A 14,144-nucleotide genomic window follows, 5' to 3' on the forward strand; every position below is an offset into this window, starting at 1 on the left:
GGGATGAAGCTTGATTCGGTATGCCATGAAGTGGGATTCTTTATTTCGGCTTTTACGATAAACAAGGATTGTGCATAATTCACGATAACAAGGTGGCCAGTAAAGGTGACCTTGTTATGATTTGAGTTTCTTTAACAGAATTTGTATCAGTAACAATCGCCCATTATGGTTCATATTGTGTTGAGGAAAGTATTGAAATTATTTGGTGGATTCAATCGCTATGCCATTGTTTTTGATTCTCTTCGTCCTGTCATTGTTTTGAGTTGCTGGTTACGCTGCCGGCATAACTTATTCATTTAATAAACGGAGGTTGTAAAAATGGATGATTTTCAAAAAGAACTTCAAGGGTTGGATGTTTCTAATTTTCAGGCGAACCAGATGACTCCTTATGACACTCAAGGTCAACACAATATGGATCAGGCGCGACAATGTGGTATGGGTGTTCGTTGTTTTAATTGTTTCCATAACTGTTTCCATAACTGTTTCCATAACTGTTTCCATAATTGTTTCCATAATTGTTTCCATAATTGTTTCAACTGCTTCCGTTGTTCTAATTGCTTCCACTGTGGTGGCGGTCGTTAAGATGGATATCCTTGGTGGTTATATCGCTGGCATTTTAACAAAGTAGATGTTGAGACTATGATCTTATCCCTGCCTAGTAGACAGTATTAAAATATACAACCTGAGTCTGAAATTCGATTGGACTCAGGTTGTTTAATTTTGTCCGAACAAGATCTGCATAGAGGCATTATCTAAGCAGTTTCCCTTACGAGATATACAATGAATCCTATTGCAGATTTCGACAAAAAAAGGCGATTGCCCAACAATTGTCCAAACCACTTTACATAATGTAATACTATCTCTTGCCTAAATGGAAGGGGGATGGAAAATGGCAGGTTTCGGCTTTGGGGAGGAAATCGGGATTATTCTCGTACTCTTCATCTTACTCGTTATCATCGCATTTGTATGTGAGTAATAAAGACTGCCAAGGAAGGATTCCTTTGTTTACTATGCAGGAGCAAGGGAATCTTCTACAAAGTAAATGATGACAATAGAATGAACGGTATCCGTATTACCTACATACTCATTCAATCTAGAACCTACTTTCTCACAAAAAAGTAAGCTTTTACATAGTGAATCTTATCGGATGTTCTCTTCTATGGACCCGATTTTCACATTGTGTTTATAAAGCGGGATATTCATCTAACCATTGTTTTTATCCCGCATAATATGGAAGTAGGTTTTAGGTGAAAAAAGGGAGGGGGTGAAAGAATGGGCCTTTTTGGTCGTAAACGACGCCAAGAACCACAGGAAGGGCAGGAATCAAGAGCGGTACAGGAACCAGAAAAACGACGGGAACAGCGGAAGTCAAAGGAAGGACATAAATCACAGGCATCAAGTGAACCACGGAAACAGCGAAAACGAGGCTAAATCAACTTCATTTTCGTTGTTTTATAAAGGCCGTCAGGAAACAAGAACTTTTTTCTCTGACAATACAAAATATCATACAAACTATAAACTAAAGCAGCTGCTGAAGCTAAAATTCCAGCTTCAGCAGCTGCTTTGTTGTGGCGGATAATCTTCGTTATGTAAAAAAGAGCTTCCTATAACCTCCTTTCTTAGAAGAAAAATGGGGGCATTACCCTTGTAGCACTTGGTTAAACAGACAAAAACCTCTTCTGGAAAAGAGGTTTTTGTGGGCGAGGCGTTTTTCGGGGTAATTCTTGTACTCTTTATCCTATTACTTATCGGATAATATCCGTATGGTTATGGTGGATATGGCGGCCATGGACATTATCGCGATGAAAACGAAAGTTAAATCGTACACCTTGTATCTATACAGAGCCAGCCTGCTTTCAGGTTGGCTGTTTATTTTTATAATCCCGGTTATTAATCGTTATTTTGAGGTTCATTTCATCATGATTCCATCACATCTAGGAGGCAAAATTAAATGAAAGGTATCCTATAGGCTGCTGTATCCTCCTGAAAAAAGTAAATTGGATGATGCACCCATGGGTGCATGGGATCATACTATGCATTATTAACTACTTTACAAAGGATGTTTTCCCATGCCTTCAATTGTTGGAAGTGTAAATATAGTGAGTATGGATCATAGTGCCATTGTTAACTTGGGTGATTGTGTGATTCTTTCTCCTAAAAGCACCTCAAAATCGTTTGCCGGATCAGGCTCTTTTAATACTGCTGATTCTATGAAAATCGTAAACAATTCTAATGTAACGAAAACGAATGATTCGAATGAGTAACTACTTTATAAAGGATGGATGTCTATGTCTACATTCGTTGGAGCTATCAATGTGATAAGCATGGACCATGGTTCATCGATTGTCTTGGAGGAAGCTCTTATTATTTCTCCCAAAAGCAGTGCAAGAACAAATGGGGGTTCAGGTTCCGGTAATACGGCTAATATTATGAGAAACTTTAATCGTTTTAGTTTAACCAATACGAACCGTCCCCACATTGCAGATCAAAATATTGCAGGTACGGTGTAACCCAGCGGAGAAGGGAAGATACACCATAAAAGCTATGGTATAAGAAAGAGTCGTTCAAAGAGAACCTGCTCTTTCTTTTGCCTGTATGATAAACAAAAGCTAACGGAATTACATCATTAACTTTAGGCGAAGGTCAGCATATTATACTTTGAGAAACTACTTACAAAGGATGGGAGTCTATGTCTTCAATCATTGGAGCTATCAATATAGGATCCATGGACAACGGTTCAACGATTATCACGAAAAAATCTGTGATTCTTTCTCCTAAAAGTACTTCAACAACAAATGACGGGTCAGGTTCCGGAAATACGGCTAATTTTATGGAAAACTTTAATCGTTTTAGTTCAACTAATACGAACGAACCCCATAGTGTAGATCAAAATATTGCAGGTATCGTGTAACAAGAGTAGGAAGGGAAGAGCATGTCATTTAATTTTCATGATGTAAAATCAACTCTATCCTGTAACTTCGGCTTTTTATCCTCCTTGCTTAGAGGATACAGAGTGGTAGGTCGTTGCCTCTTTCCCCCTCGCAGCATTTGTCCGATGCTATAAGCTGAATTGGTAAGCCATCATAAAAAGGCCGCCTTTACTGGTGGCCTTTTTATGATCAAACTTCTTTCTTTACAAGAACAGCAGCTCTTCCTGGTTTATTAGTCGCATGCACATGCAATAATCACCAAGAGAATAAAGAGAACAAGGATGAACGAGAATTCAGCTCCATCGAAAAATCCCATGCTGTTTCCCTCCCATACGTAATGAATTGGAGTACACTTCATAGTACGCAGAGAAGGGGGGACAAGTGTTGGGTGTTTGCCCTTTTTACCCGAAAGTCCGATAATCTGCCCTAGGAAAACAGCAAGAAACCGCTCTCCTGAGGAAATTGTACTGCTTGGTTAAGCACGAGAACATCAATTTTTCCGAAGGTATCGATTGTTTGCTGCACGACCTCATAGGAGAATCGCTCCTCACGCAGATCCCCGGCAATCGTCAAACATCGCCGGCCAATTCCGCAGTCTCCTCCTGTAATGATGGCAACCTTGTTGGATAATTTACCGCTGCCACGATAGTGAGGAATTAATGAATGAGTGTCCAGTAATCTTCGCTATATAAATAAATCTTCTAAAAATCAATCCCGGGTTAAACTAGACCACTTGACGTGGTCCTCAGTGAAGTTTCTGCCCCAACAAGTAAGCAGGGGCGCAGGGTTGTCCCTGCCCCCTGCTTTCCCTCACTAGTAGATGGTGCCAGCGCTATTTATTCTGTTCGGTCCGGTTCGTGGCGCCGCCGTTACCCCCAGCACCACGCGCGTTTTTCGCGTTGTTGTTGGCACCCCCGGCACCCTCACCCACCTGGTTGCCCAATGCACCGCCAGCGAGGCCACCTGCAACGGTGCCAAGCGGTCCAAAAATAGAACCCACGGCAGCGCCCGCAGCAGCACCTCCTACGGTTCCTACAGCCTCACTAGCATCGACGCCAGCCGTGTTGGTCGCGTTGCGGCCACCAGCACCGTTTCGATTGCGCTCGTTGTTTTCAGCCATTCATCTCACTCCCTCGTTTTGTGATAGGGAAGCGCTGTTGCTTTGCCAGCGCAGTCCCAGAACATATTGTGCCCGACCGGGGTCTGATTTACGCACTCAGGGTCCTATGGACCTTGCTCTGGACAGCGGTTATTACGATGAGCGTCTTCTTTATCCTGCGTTTGTCACTTATCCTTTTATTTATGGTAAAAAAATACTGCGCATTGAATTTAAAACGCCATATGGATTTAGCAAAGGGCATAAACTGAGTTCCAATATAAATTTAAACAAACAATTGACAAACCGGCAGTCGGTATCTTATGATCAAAACATACCAACGGCCGGTATTAGAAGGAGGAGTTACACATGGAAAATCATCATTATGATGTCATTGTAGTAGGCTCAGGTATTGGAGGGCTGACAGCTGCTGTAGATTTAGCAAGCCACGGGAAGAAAGTAACCGTCTTAGAACAGCATTACATGTTTGGGGGAGCCTGCACAACCTATACACGAAAAGGCGGGTTCAAATTTGATGCCGGTGTAGAATCGATTAGTGGTTTAGGAAAGCAGGGGCCTGTCCGGCATTTTTTACAACGCCATGGAATGATGGAAAACATTACGTGGTTAAAAAACACTTACGAATTTCGTTACGATGATGAGATCTTTGAGATTCCGCACAAGTATGAGGAGTGGAGAGATCGGCTCATTGTTCAATATCCACATGAAGCGTACGGAATCAAACAGTTTTTTACAACGTGTAAGGCTGCTTATGAGGAGAAATATACGGTATTTGCGCCGGACCGTGTCATACCGCGAATTCCAAAAACAAAAGGAGAAATGATGGAATATCCTGCAAAAAATCCAAACTACTTTCGCTGGATGAGAAGTACATGGGGGGAGTTTTTACAAGCCTTTATCCAGGACTCTGTCCTGATTCAAAATCTTTCGATGCTAACAGGGTATGTGGGAGACTTAGGGTTAAAGACGCCAACTTCCACGATGTTATCCATTATGGGATATTTTATTGAAGGAGGGTATCGGCCACAGGGAGGCTCAGGAATATTGGCAGACCAGCTTGTGAAAAAGCTGCGCTCCTATGGCAGCGAAGCGAGAATAAACACACACGCAGATTCCATTATGATAGAAGAAAATCAAGTAAAAGGGGTCCGAACAAATAAGGGGGATTTCTTTGCACCTGTTGTAATCTCAAACACAGACCCACGCGTTACGTACGAAAAACTTATCGGGTTGGATTGTTTATCCGCTGCCTATCAGGAAAAAGTGAGACAGCTTGAACCTTCTATGTCTCTTATTTCCTGGAGCGCTGCTCTACAAACACCATTTATTACCGAGCGTTTAATCAGCCATAAATTCTCGAAGCCGGTTGAATTCCCGGCGAATGGATTGACAGTAGACGGCATCGCCTATCATTCTGCTGCCAGGCTGGATGAAAGCCTGGCGCCGAATGGGTGCGGAACGGTTGTCATTATGTTTAAGGCTTCCCCATCAGCAAGCTATTATCAACAGATGGGCGAACAACAGTACCTTCAGCGTAAACAAGAAATTGATATGAAATGCCGGGAGTTTCTGGCAGCCATTGACCCAATAGCAGAAAAATCTATTCTATTCTCAGAGGTAGCAACGCCTAAAACCGTTGAGCGCTATATGAAAACATATGAGGGCTCTATTTACAGCACGAAGATGGATAAAGAAAATGGGTTTCCATCTCTGCAAAGTCCAATCGGCGGCTTGTATCTTGCAGGAGCGGGAGTAGGAGAAGGACCAGGGATTGAGGCGGTTGTAATTACGGGCGCAACTGTAGCTGAGCTTATCCGTTCAAACGAGTTTACCTGTATTTGAAAAATTGTATACGATGAGAGGTAACGCTGCTTCGGCAGCTTTTTTTCTTTATCCCACCAGTAAGCTGTTAAATGTATTAAAATACTGCGTATTTAAAAATAAGACAACAAAATACAAATTATACATACACAATCAAACATAGCATACAAAAGTAAAAAAGAATATGAAACCGTCCCAGGTAATACACGTAGTAAAAAAAGGGGGGACATTTATAACGATGAGACTTAGGTATCTATGTTTTCAATACAATAGAACAATAAATATAAAGCAAAGGAGTAGGTAATATGGAGGTCCTTATATGGATTGGAATCGGTGCGCTTTTTTTATTTAGCCTTGCCGGTGTATTCATTCCTGTTATTCCTGATGCATTGCTTGTTTGGGCAGCGTTTCTTCTGTACCGGTTCGGAATTGGCGGAGTGCCGCTCGGCTGGAGCTTCTGGCTTCCGATGACAGTGTTGACCTTGTTTTTAATTGCGGCTGACATGCTGGCTAATATGTACTTTGTAAAGAGGTATGGAGGGGATAAATGGTCGATGTTTGCCGCGGTCGCAGGTGTGATTCTCGGTCCGCTGCTGCTCGGTGTATTTCTTGGTCCGTTTTCCATTATCGTAGGGCCTTTCCTTGCTGTATTTGCTGTTGGAATCGTGCAGAAAAACGACGCACAGCGTTCGCTGCAAATGGCAATGGGCACGGTGCTCGGCTTTCTTAGCAGCGGGGTTGTAAAAATCATCATTCAGCTGATTATGATTATTTGGTTCTTGATTGTCGTTCTATAATCGGTTTCCGGTAAAGTTCAGACGGTGTGGATGGAAATGGAATGCCGATAGCATGCATAAACCATTTAAATGCGTGGTAAAGAAGGAAGGAGAGAAAAATAGACCAGAAGAGAAAAGGAAGACAAACAAATGACAGTAGCAAAACAAATTTTTCAAATGCAGATACGGCGAAAAATGACCATCCAAACATACAGACGATTAAAGCATCAGTTGAACGAACTCAATCAATTGTTGCGCGTACTGGAAGAAGACCCTGATGAAGAAGAAATCCGATTTCGGGAAGACCTGCGGAAGCGGATTACCCGCCTGCAGCATAAAATCTACAAGGTAAAACAAGGATTAGAACGACATGAAGTTTCTTAATGAAACAAAAAACCAGGCCGTTTAAATGGCCTGGTTTTTATTATCTAGTGGATATTGCGGTATACACCGATGACTTTTCCAAGAATAGATACAGCAGGCAGAAGAATCGGTTCCATGGTCGAATTCTCCGGCTGCAGGCGGAAATGATTCTTTTCCTTAAAGAAACGTTTTACCGTCGCCTCATCCTCTTCGGTCATGGCCACGACAATATCTCCGTTGTTCGCGATTTGCTGCTGGCGCACAATGACATAATCACCGTCCAGAATGCCTGCCTCAATCATACTTTCACCCTGTACGCGCAGCATGTATACGTTGTCACTGCCGACTGTGCTTTCCGGAAGAACAAAGTATTCCTCTACGTTTTCCACGGCTGTAATTGGCAGGCCCGCCGTTACTTTCCCCATTACAGGTACGGTCACCGTCCGCATCCCCTGAAGCTCAACCGGTGCATTCTCAGAATTAAGAATCTCGATGGCGCGCGGCTTGGTCGGATCGCGGCGGATTAACCCCTTCTTCTCCAGGCGTGCCAGGTGTCCGTGTACTGTAGAACTGGAAGCCAATCCTACCGCTTCTCCAATTTCACGAACAGAAGGCGGATACCCTTTATCTTTAACCTCACGCTTTATGTAGTCCAGAATGGCAAGCTGTCGGCTGGATAGCTTCTTCATATATAACACTCCCCATCATTCGTTATTTCTTTGTTTTTATTATACTAACAATTATCTCTATATACAAACATAAGTTCTAATTTTTTATTGACAGGAACCTTTGTTCGCGTTATTGTATAAATACAAAGAACGAATGTTCTTATTTTCATTTGTTCTATTATAACTTGCCATGCATAAGATGACAATAAGGAAAAGGTGGACAAGGGGGATACATACATATGAATAAGAAAATCGGGTTTATAGGAATCATCGTTGGGATGTGTATTATGGGAATGGCAAACCTCGTGTTTGCTTCCATCGGATCGGAAGGAAAGGCAGTGAAGCAGCCGAGAGGGATTGAAGTTGTCGTAAAGCAGGGAGACACCCTGTGGAGTATTGCAGACCGTTATAACGAGCAGGCTGATATGTCTGTTCAGGAGCTCTTATACTACATAAAAGAAGAAAACAAACTTACTTCCGCCATTGTACAGGACGGAGACAAAATTATCGTTCCTATACAATCCTAGAGGAGTCCTTCCATACAGCTTGATATTCGTGCTATAATAGGGGACACCTTTATGAAAGGAGTTCTTATATGGTAACCGACGAGAAAATCAAACGCATTAATGAACTCGCCGCGAAAGCGAAGGCTTCCGGTTTAACCGAGAAAGAAAAAGCGGAGCAGAAATCGTTGCGTAATGAATATATACAGGCTGTGCGCGGTTCCTTGCGCGCGAATCTTGACTCGATTCGTCTTGTTGACGAGAATGGAAAAGAAATCGGCCCGCTGCCGACAAAATATAAGCACTAGAAAACCCTTCCGTCGCCCCGGAAGGGTTTTTACATAAATGGAGGAATAGAAAATGAAAGTTGCGCTGTATGCAAGGGTAAGTACGGAAAGAAAAGCACAGGAAAGCAGCCTGCAGAGGCAAATGAAAGAGCTTCAAAGCTTCGCAGCACAAAAGGGATGGGCAGTGATACGGCAGGTGGAGGAGCAGGAGAGTGGCTTTGAGATGGAGCGTGAAGGCCTGCTCGCTATACTGGACGACTTTACAAACAAAAAAATTGACGCGGTTTTGATTCAGGATGAGTCGCGGCTTGGACGAGGCAACAGCAAAATCGCCATCCTCCACCAAATACGCAAGCTGGGAGGCAAGGTCATTTCTCTCGATAATGAAGGAGAACTGCAAATTAGCGAGATGGAGGGGATGGTTCTGGAGATTCTGGCTATCGTTGAAGAATACCAGCGCCGCCTCACCAACCACAAAATATCACGCGGTATGCAGAAAGCCATCATGGAAGGGTACAGGCCTGAGCGAAACTTGAAAAACATTGATCAGGGCGGGAGAAAGCGGAACGAGCTCCCGCTTGATGAGATCGTTAAGCTGCGAGCTAAAAAGCTGACCTACGAAGAGATTGCGGCTACATTGAGAGGGCTGGGGTATGAGGCATCGAGGGCGACCGTACACCGTAGATTTATGGAACATAAAGAGAGCGAGGATTCAAGTGAATAATACAATGTAAGGCGGATAATAACGAGTATCCGCCTTTTTGTTTGCTTATATACTATCCAGCTACCGCAGCAGGGGAACGAGCAGAGGAGCTGCAAACGACGTAAAAATCGCGCCCAGCCCCATCGCCACCCCGCCGATGGCTCCCTGCAGCTCCCCCTCCAGTGCCGCCTGCGCCGTTCCCTGGCCGTGTGCAATCGTTCCAAGAGCCAGACCTCTTGAAAGCGGATCAGAAATCCTTGTTTTATCCAGCAGCCAGGGGCCAAGCATCGTTCCGATCGTTCCGGTTGCTACAACAAAAGCAGCTGCCAGCGCCGGGTCACCATTGATAATTTTCGACACTTCTACAGCGATCGGAACCGTAACGGATTTTACGCTTATCGAAGAAAGAATGGTGTCTGACAGGTGGAATAATTTTACGATAAAAATGGCAGCTAACATGGTTGATAGCGAACCGATAATCAGCCCCATAATGGCAGGCACGCTGTTTCTCAGCAGTGTTTCCCTGTTCTTATAGAGCGGAACCGCAAGGGCAACGGTAGCCGGACCGAGCAGGAAGGTCATAATCTCCTTTGCGAACTCATACTGGGCATAAGAAATGCCCCCTGCAGAAAGCAGCAGGATGATAACGGTTGTACTGAAAAAGACGGGCGTTGTAAACGGGGAAGGGTATTTTCTCGCTACGATTCTGCTGATAAAATAAGCGCCCAGTGTAATTGCAATGCTATACAGTGTGATAGCTGTCCCCACGGTGTACGGCCTCCTTTTTCCTTGCGAGCGTTTGTGAGACAAATCCGGTAATGAACAGGCCTGCCGCTGTGCTTACCAGCAGCGCGGCAATAAGGGCAATGCCGTTTTTTGCAAAGAAGGGCCCGAAATTCATCAAGCCAACTGCAATGGGAATGAAGAAAAAGGCCAGGTGTTTGATTAAAAAAGAAGAAGCCTGTTCAATCCACCGCAAGGGGAAGATGCCGCTCGCGAGAAGAAGGAAGAGGAGAATCATACCGACCACATTTCCTGGTACTGGCACGTGCAACGCTTCAACAATCAAATAGCCGGCTTTGTTTAAGAGCCATAAAATGATAAGTTGGATAAATAATAGAAATGCAGATTTCATTGTTTGAGTCCCCTTATAATTCGAATAATGAAACTAATTATAAAACGAAACATGTTACGAAACAACATTTACCGGATCAGGTGCAGCTTTGCAACTGCAAAAATGTAAAAAATAGAGTATAGTTAATTGTTGAACAGACAGGGTTTACCTGAAGACAGGAAGGAATGAACTACATGACGGCCAGAACAAGAGAAATGGTTGAATTGCTGGCACCGGCCGGGAATTGGGAATGCATGAAAGCCGCGGTCAATAACGGCGCGGACGCTATTTTCTTTGGCGTGGAGAAATTTAATGCGAGAGCCCGGGCGGACAATTTTAAGATGGACGAGCTGCCTGAGATTATGGCTTATCTTCATAAATTCGGCGTTAAAGGGTATTTGACGTTTAACATACTCGTGTTTGAGAACGAAATGGAAGACGCAAGGGAGTTAATTGATGCGTGTGTAGACGCAGGAGTCGACGCGGTCATCGTCCAGGATCTTGGGCTTGTCAAAATGATTCGGGAGATTTCACCTGATTTTCCCATTCACGGCTCTACCCAGATGACGATTACGTCTCCCGAAGCGGTGGATTTCGTAAAAGAGTACGATTTGGAAGTTGTTGTTCTCGGGCGGGAAAACAACTTAAAACAAATCAAAACGATCGCGGACAAAACAAATACCCCGCTTGAAGTGTTTGTGCACGGGGCGTTGTGCGTCTCTTACTCCGGACAGTGCTTAACATCAGAGATGTGGGGCGGAAGATCGGCAAATCGCGGTGAGTGTGCACAGGCGTGCCGGCTGCCATACGACTTGCTTGTAGACGGAGAGCAGAAGGAAATGGGCAACATCGCTTACCTGCTATCACCGAAGGATTTAGCCGCCATTGACCTGATGCCCGAGCTCATTGAAGCAGGTGTTAAGTCTTTTAAAATCGAAGGCCGTATGAAAACACCCGAGTATGTAGCCAATGTTGTTAGCAAATACCGTAAAGCAATCGATCAGTACTTTGAAGGGGAAGCGTATGTCCCTTCTAAACAGGAAGTGAGAGAACTGGAGCAGAGCTTCAGCCGGGGCTTTACACATGGCTTCCTAACGGGAACGAACAATAAGAAACTGGTGGACGGTACATTCCCTAAAAGCCGGGGCGTTTATCTTGGTACCGTGAAAAAAGTGCTGAAAGACGCCGTGCTTTGTGAGCTTGAATCACCGCTAAAGCGCGGGGATGGAATTGTATTTGACGCGGGGAATCCGCAGGTAAAAGAAGAGGGCGGCCGCGTATATGATCTGCGGAGGAACGGGCACAAGGTGGAAGGGGAAATCCCTGAAGGCCTTATCGAAATCGTTCCTGGCCGTCATGATGTGAAGCTGAACCGTGTTCATGTGGGCGATAAAATCTGGAAAACAAACGATCCGGAGCTTGACCGCAGGCTGAGAAAGACGTTTGAGACAGAGCAGCCACACCGCCTGTTCCCTCTGTCCGTGAAAGTATGGGGAAAAGAAGGAACACCTTTAACGACCAGCTGGCAGGACACAAGGACAGGCGACACAGTAACCGTCTCTTCGGACGCCGTGCTCGAAGCCGCAAGAAAGCGTCCGCTTACAATTGACTATCTGGTGGAACAATGGGGCAGGCTCGGTGGAACCATCTATGAACTGGGCGAACTTGATATGGACATTGACGGAGATGTAATCGTACCTGTAAAAGAACTGAACCGGATGAGAAGAGAAGCGGTCGAGCAGTTGATTGAGTGCAGAATGCGCCCGCGTGCTTTTACAAAAAATACCGCAGGAAAAGAAACCGAAGTTCGTCCGGGACAGACCGGTGCACCGGTCCAATCTCCCGCTCTTATCTCACTGTGCCGCACTCTGGAGCAGATCGAAGCGTCGTCCATGACAGACGTGGACTACCTGTACGCCGACTTTGAATTTACCCGGGATTACCCGCGTGCTGTTGAAATTGCGCATGCAAACGGGAAGAAAATTGCACTGGCCACCCCGCGTATTCATATGCCGGGCGAAAACGGTGTGCTAAATGCGATTACGAAAGCGCAGCCGGATGCGATTCTCATTCGCAATACGGGGGCCCTGCAGTATTACAGGCAATCTGGGACTAATCTGCCGCTGTTTGGTGACTTCTCATTAAATATTGCTAACCACAAAGCGGCGGAATTGTTCCTCGACAATGGGCTGGAAAACGTGACTCCGTCTTACGATTTGAACATTCAGCAAGTGCTCGATATGCTTGAATGGTCGCCTGCAGATAGGATGGAACTGGTTATTCACCAGCACCTGCCGATGTTCCATACCGAGCACTGTGTATACTGCACGTTCCTAAGCGAAGGTACGGATTATACGAACTGCGGCAGGCCTTGTGAGAGCCACCGGGTGTCTCTGCAGGATCGCATCGGGATGTCACACCCGGTTCGCGTCGATGTCGGCTGCCGAAACACGGTATATAACGCGATTGAACAATCCGGTGCAGAATACCTGCCGCAGTTTTTAGCGCTTGGTGTGCAGCGGTACCGCGTCGAGTTCCTGGAAGAAGATGCGGACAAAGTACAGGAGGTATTATCACTATACCGCGAAGCATTGAATGGGAAGCGAACGGGGACAAGCGTTTGGCGCGCATTGAAGGCAACGAACCAGCTTGGCGTTACCCGCGGCCAATTAGTAAAATAAACAGATACGCCGTTTTTCTACAGGCAGGGAGTCTATCCCTGTCTTTTTTTGTTTCCTCCCTTTGCGCTTATCTAGTTCATTCGACACAAAAACATATTTTTAGGAAAAAAGTAGTTTTCACCCGAATGAAATGAAGCTAGAATGAAAATAGCAGCAGGAATACATACATAGCTATAGTAATATCGAACGAATGTCATAGCATACATAGTAGGAAAATCATAGAACGGGCTGGGATGGTGAACGTGATGAAGAAAATACTCGGATTGTCTGTTATTTTATCGATGGCAGTTGCCGCTCCGGTGTCGGCGGCGCCTTACACTGTTGCAAAAGCAGACACATTGTACAAGCTCAGCACGAAGTTTGGTGTCTCGGTGGAGCAATTAAAGAAAGCGAATGATTTGACAGGGGACAATTTAATAATGGGACAAGTTATTGAGGTGCCTGATGCAGCGAAAACGGCTTCCGGTACAGTAAAATCTTCAACGCAAGCGAAGAACTCAAGCAAAATGAAATCACCGGCTCCAGCAAAAACTACAGCCGGTTCGGCCAAGGCATCCGGCTCCACAAACCTGGTAGATACTAAACAACATACAACACGCACGGTCCGGGCCAACGAGACGAAAAGAAGCGCCAAAGTATACCAGACGGAGAAAATACCGTCCTCCGGCTCCAAGACAACCTCTTCTGCCCCTGTACCGTCTTTGCTTGCTCAAGAAACGCAGCGGATAACGAAGACATCCCGTTCTTCGGGAGATGCGTCCCATGATGAACGGAAAATGGACGGGATTGTTTCTCCTTTAGTAGGCATTCCTTATAAATGGGGGGGAACTACACCGGAAGGGTTTGACTGCAGTGGATTTACGTCTTATGTGCTCGGGGAGATGGGAGTTACCCTGCCGAGAACGTCTGCTTCCCAGTTTACAGCAGGTGAGGCAGTGGAAAGTATTGTAGACTTGAAACCGGGTGACTTGCTCTTTTTTGACTCAGAAAAACGGGGAACAATTACGCACGTGGGCGTTTATATTGGTGACAATAAGATGGCACATGCAGCATCTACCAGCGTTAAGATTGATGATATAAACTGGTATCTTGACCACTACGAGTATTACGGAGCAAAACGATTCTTTTAATAGAAAATAGAGGGTAAATAAGCAAATCGGAAAAAGCTCTGCACAATCAAG

General features: G+C 45.0%; 19 protein-coding genes and 1 pseudogene. 14 read left to right on the plus strand and 6 right to left on the minus strand.

What is annotated here, in order from left to right; all coding sequences use genetic code 11:
• The first annotated feature begins 378 nt into the window (after window positions 1–378).
• The 6 genes from MBEAL2_RS30795 to MBEAL2_RS27090 all read left to right on the plus strand — a co-directional run bounded on the left by MBEAL2_RS30795 (window position 379) and on the right by MBEAL2_RS27090 (window position 2,911).
• On the plus strand, window positions 379–582 hold the full coding sequence (locus tag MBEAL2_RS30795; RefSeq protein WP_369405544.1) for a hypothetical protein: 204 nt from the start codon (window positions 379–381) through the stop codon (window positions 580–582).
• A gap of 690 nt (window positions 583–1,272) precedes the next feature.
• On the plus strand, window positions 1,273–1,431 hold the full coding sequence (locus MBEAL2_RS32130; RefSeq protein WP_161798314.1) for a hypothetical protein: 159 nt from the start codon (window positions 1,273–1,275) through the stop codon (window positions 1,429–1,431).
• A 332-nt stretch (window positions 1,432–1,763) separates the two neighbouring features.
• Window positions 1,764–1,955: a hypothetical protein gene (locus MBEAL2_RS27075; RefSeq protein WP_152667949.1), complete on the plus strand. Its 192-nt coding sequence runs from the start codon at window positions 1,764–1,766 to the stop codon at window positions 1,953–1,955.
• A 114-nt stretch (window positions 1,956–2,069) separates the two neighbouring features.
• On the plus strand, window positions 2,070–2,264 hold the full coding sequence (locus MBEAL2_RS27080; RefSeq protein ID WP_047155327.1) for a spore germination protein: 195 nt from the start codon (window positions 2,070–2,072) through the stop codon (window positions 2,262–2,264).
• Window positions 2,265–2,288: 24 nt separating this feature from the next.
• Complete coding sequence (locus tag MBEAL2_RS27085; protein ID WP_047155328.1) at window positions 2,289–2,510, plus strand: spore germination protein; 222 nt, start codon at window positions 2,289–2,291, stop codon at window positions 2,508–2,510.
• Between the two features lie 179 nt (window positions 2,511–2,689).
• Window positions 2,690–2,911 (plus strand): spore germination protein, encoded by a 222-nt coding sequence (locus MBEAL2_RS27090; RefSeq protein ID WP_047155329.1) that lies wholly within the window; start codon window positions 2,690–2,692, stop codon window positions 2,909–2,911.
• 251 nt (window positions 2,912–3,162) lie between these two features.
• On the opposite strand, the gene yjcZ is transcribed toward MBEAL2_RS27090, so the two are convergent.
• The 3 genes and pseudogenes from yjcZ to MBEAL2_RS27105 form a co-directional block, all read right to left on the minus strand.
• Window positions 3,163–3,288: a sporulation protein YjcZ gene (yjcZ, locus tag MBEAL2_RS30800; protein ID WP_082130228.1), complete on the minus strand. Its 126-nt coding sequence runs from the start codon at window positions 3,286–3,288 to the stop codon at window positions 3,163–3,165.
• 89 nt (window positions 3,289–3,377) lie between these two features.
• Window positions 3,378–3,605 (minus strand): annotated as a pseudogene (locus tag MBEAL2_RS30805) (NAD(P)-dependent oxidoreductase); the annotation flags it as partial.
• Window positions 3,606–3,762: 157 nt separating this feature from the next.
• Window positions 3,763–4,050, minus strand: a complete 288-nt coding sequence (locus tag MBEAL2_RS27105; RefSeq protein ID WP_047155331.1) for a hypothetical protein — start codon at window positions 4,048–4,050, stop codon at window positions 3,763–3,765.
• Window positions 4,051–4,395: 345 nt separating this feature from the next.
• On the opposite strand from MBEAL2_RS27105, the gene MBEAL2_RS27110 reads away from it, so the two are divergent.
• The 3 genes from MBEAL2_RS27110 (at window position 4,396) to MBEAL2_RS27120 (ending at window position 7,028) form a co-directional block, all read left to right on the plus strand.
• A complete protein-coding gene (locus MBEAL2_RS27110; RefSeq protein ID WP_047155332.1) occupies window positions 4,396–5,889 on the plus strand; it encodes a phytoene desaturase family protein in 1,494 nt (497 codons plus the stop codon).
• 284 nt (window positions 5,890–6,173) lie between these two features.
• The gene (locus MBEAL2_RS27115) at window positions 6,174–6,665 is read left to right on the plus strand and encodes a DUF456 domain-containing protein (protein WP_047155333.1); all 492 of its coding nucleotides are present in this window, start codon (window positions 6,174–6,176) and stop codon (window positions 6,663–6,665) included.
• 129 nt (window positions 6,666–6,794) lie between these two features.
• On the plus strand, window positions 6,795–7,028 hold the full coding sequence (locus MBEAL2_RS27120) for a hypothetical protein (protein WP_047155334.1): 234 nt from the start codon (window positions 6,795–6,797) through the stop codon (window positions 7,026–7,028).
• Between the two features lie 44 nt (window positions 7,029–7,072).
• Here MBEAL2_RS27120 and lexA read toward each other — a convergent pair whose 3' ends face one another.
• Complete coding sequence (gene lexA, locus MBEAL2_RS27125) at window positions 7,073–7,696, minus strand: transcriptional repressor LexA (protein WP_047155335.1); 624 nt, start codon at window positions 7,694–7,696, stop codon at window positions 7,073–7,075.
• A gap of 218 nt (window positions 7,697–7,914) precedes the next feature.
• Between lexA and yneA the strand changes: the two genes are divergently transcribed.
• From yneA to MBEAL2_RS27140, 3 genes are all read left to right on the plus strand, one after another.
• Window positions 7,915–8,202 carry a cell division suppressor protein YneA gene (gene yneA, locus MBEAL2_RS27130; protein WP_052948056.1) on the plus strand — a complete coding sequence of 96 codons (288 nt, stop codon included), beginning with the start codon at window positions 7,915–7,917 and terminating at the stop codon, window positions 8,200–8,202.
• 68 nt (window positions 8,203–8,270) lie between these two features.
• Window positions 8,271–8,486, plus strand: coding sequence for a DUF896 domain-containing protein (locus tag MBEAL2_RS27135; protein ID WP_047155336.1), 216 nt, complete (start codon window positions 8,271–8,273; stop codon window positions 8,484–8,486).
• 52 nt (window positions 8,487–8,538) lie between these two features.
• Entirely contained in the window at window positions 8,539–9,189 is a 651-nt protein-coding gene (locus MBEAL2_RS27140) for a YneB family resolvase-like protein (protein ID WP_047155337.1), read from the plus strand.
• Window positions 9,190–9,249: 60 nt separating this feature from the next.
• Here the strand turns inward: MBEAL2_RS27140 and MBEAL2_RS27145 are convergent, their stop codons facing one another.
• Together MBEAL2_RS27145 and MBEAL2_RS27150 are read right to left on the minus strand one after the other, a co-directional pair.
• Complete coding sequence (locus MBEAL2_RS27145) at window positions 9,250–9,936, minus strand: LrgB family protein (protein WP_047155338.1); 687 nt, start codon at window positions 9,934–9,936, stop codon at window positions 9,250–9,252.
• Window positions 9,911–10,303 (minus strand): CidA/LrgA family protein, encoded by a 393-nt coding sequence (locus tag MBEAL2_RS27150; RefSeq protein WP_047155339.1) that lies wholly within the window; start codon window positions 10,301–10,303, stop codon window positions 9,911–9,913. Before MBEAL2_RS27150 ends, MBEAL2_RS27145 begins: the two co-directional genes overlap by 26 nt.
• Window positions 10,304–10,467: 164 nt before the next feature.
• Here MBEAL2_RS27150 and MBEAL2_RS27155 point away from each other — a divergent pair, with 164 nt between their 5' ends.
• Together MBEAL2_RS27155 and MBEAL2_RS29840 are read left to right on the plus strand one after the other, a co-directional pair.
• Window positions 10,468–12,963 (plus strand): U32 family peptidase, encoded by a 2,496-nt coding sequence (locus MBEAL2_RS27155; RefSeq protein WP_082130229.1) that lies wholly within the window; start codon window positions 10,468–10,470, stop codon window positions 12,961–12,963.
• Between the two features lie 245 nt (window positions 12,964–13,208).
• Window positions 13,209–14,093, plus strand: a complete 885-nt coding sequence (locus MBEAL2_RS29840; protein WP_052948057.1) for an NlpC/P60 family protein — start codon at window positions 13,209–13,211, stop codon at window positions 14,091–14,093.
• Window positions 14,094–14,144: the final 51 nt, after the last annotated feature.

It is taken from the genome of Aneurinibacillus tyrosinisolvens (genome assembly GCF_001015055.1).
Classification (GTDB): Bacteria; Bacillota; Bacilli; order Aneurinibacillales; family Aneurinibacillaceae; genus Aneurinibacillus_A; species Aneurinibacillus_A tyrosinisolvens.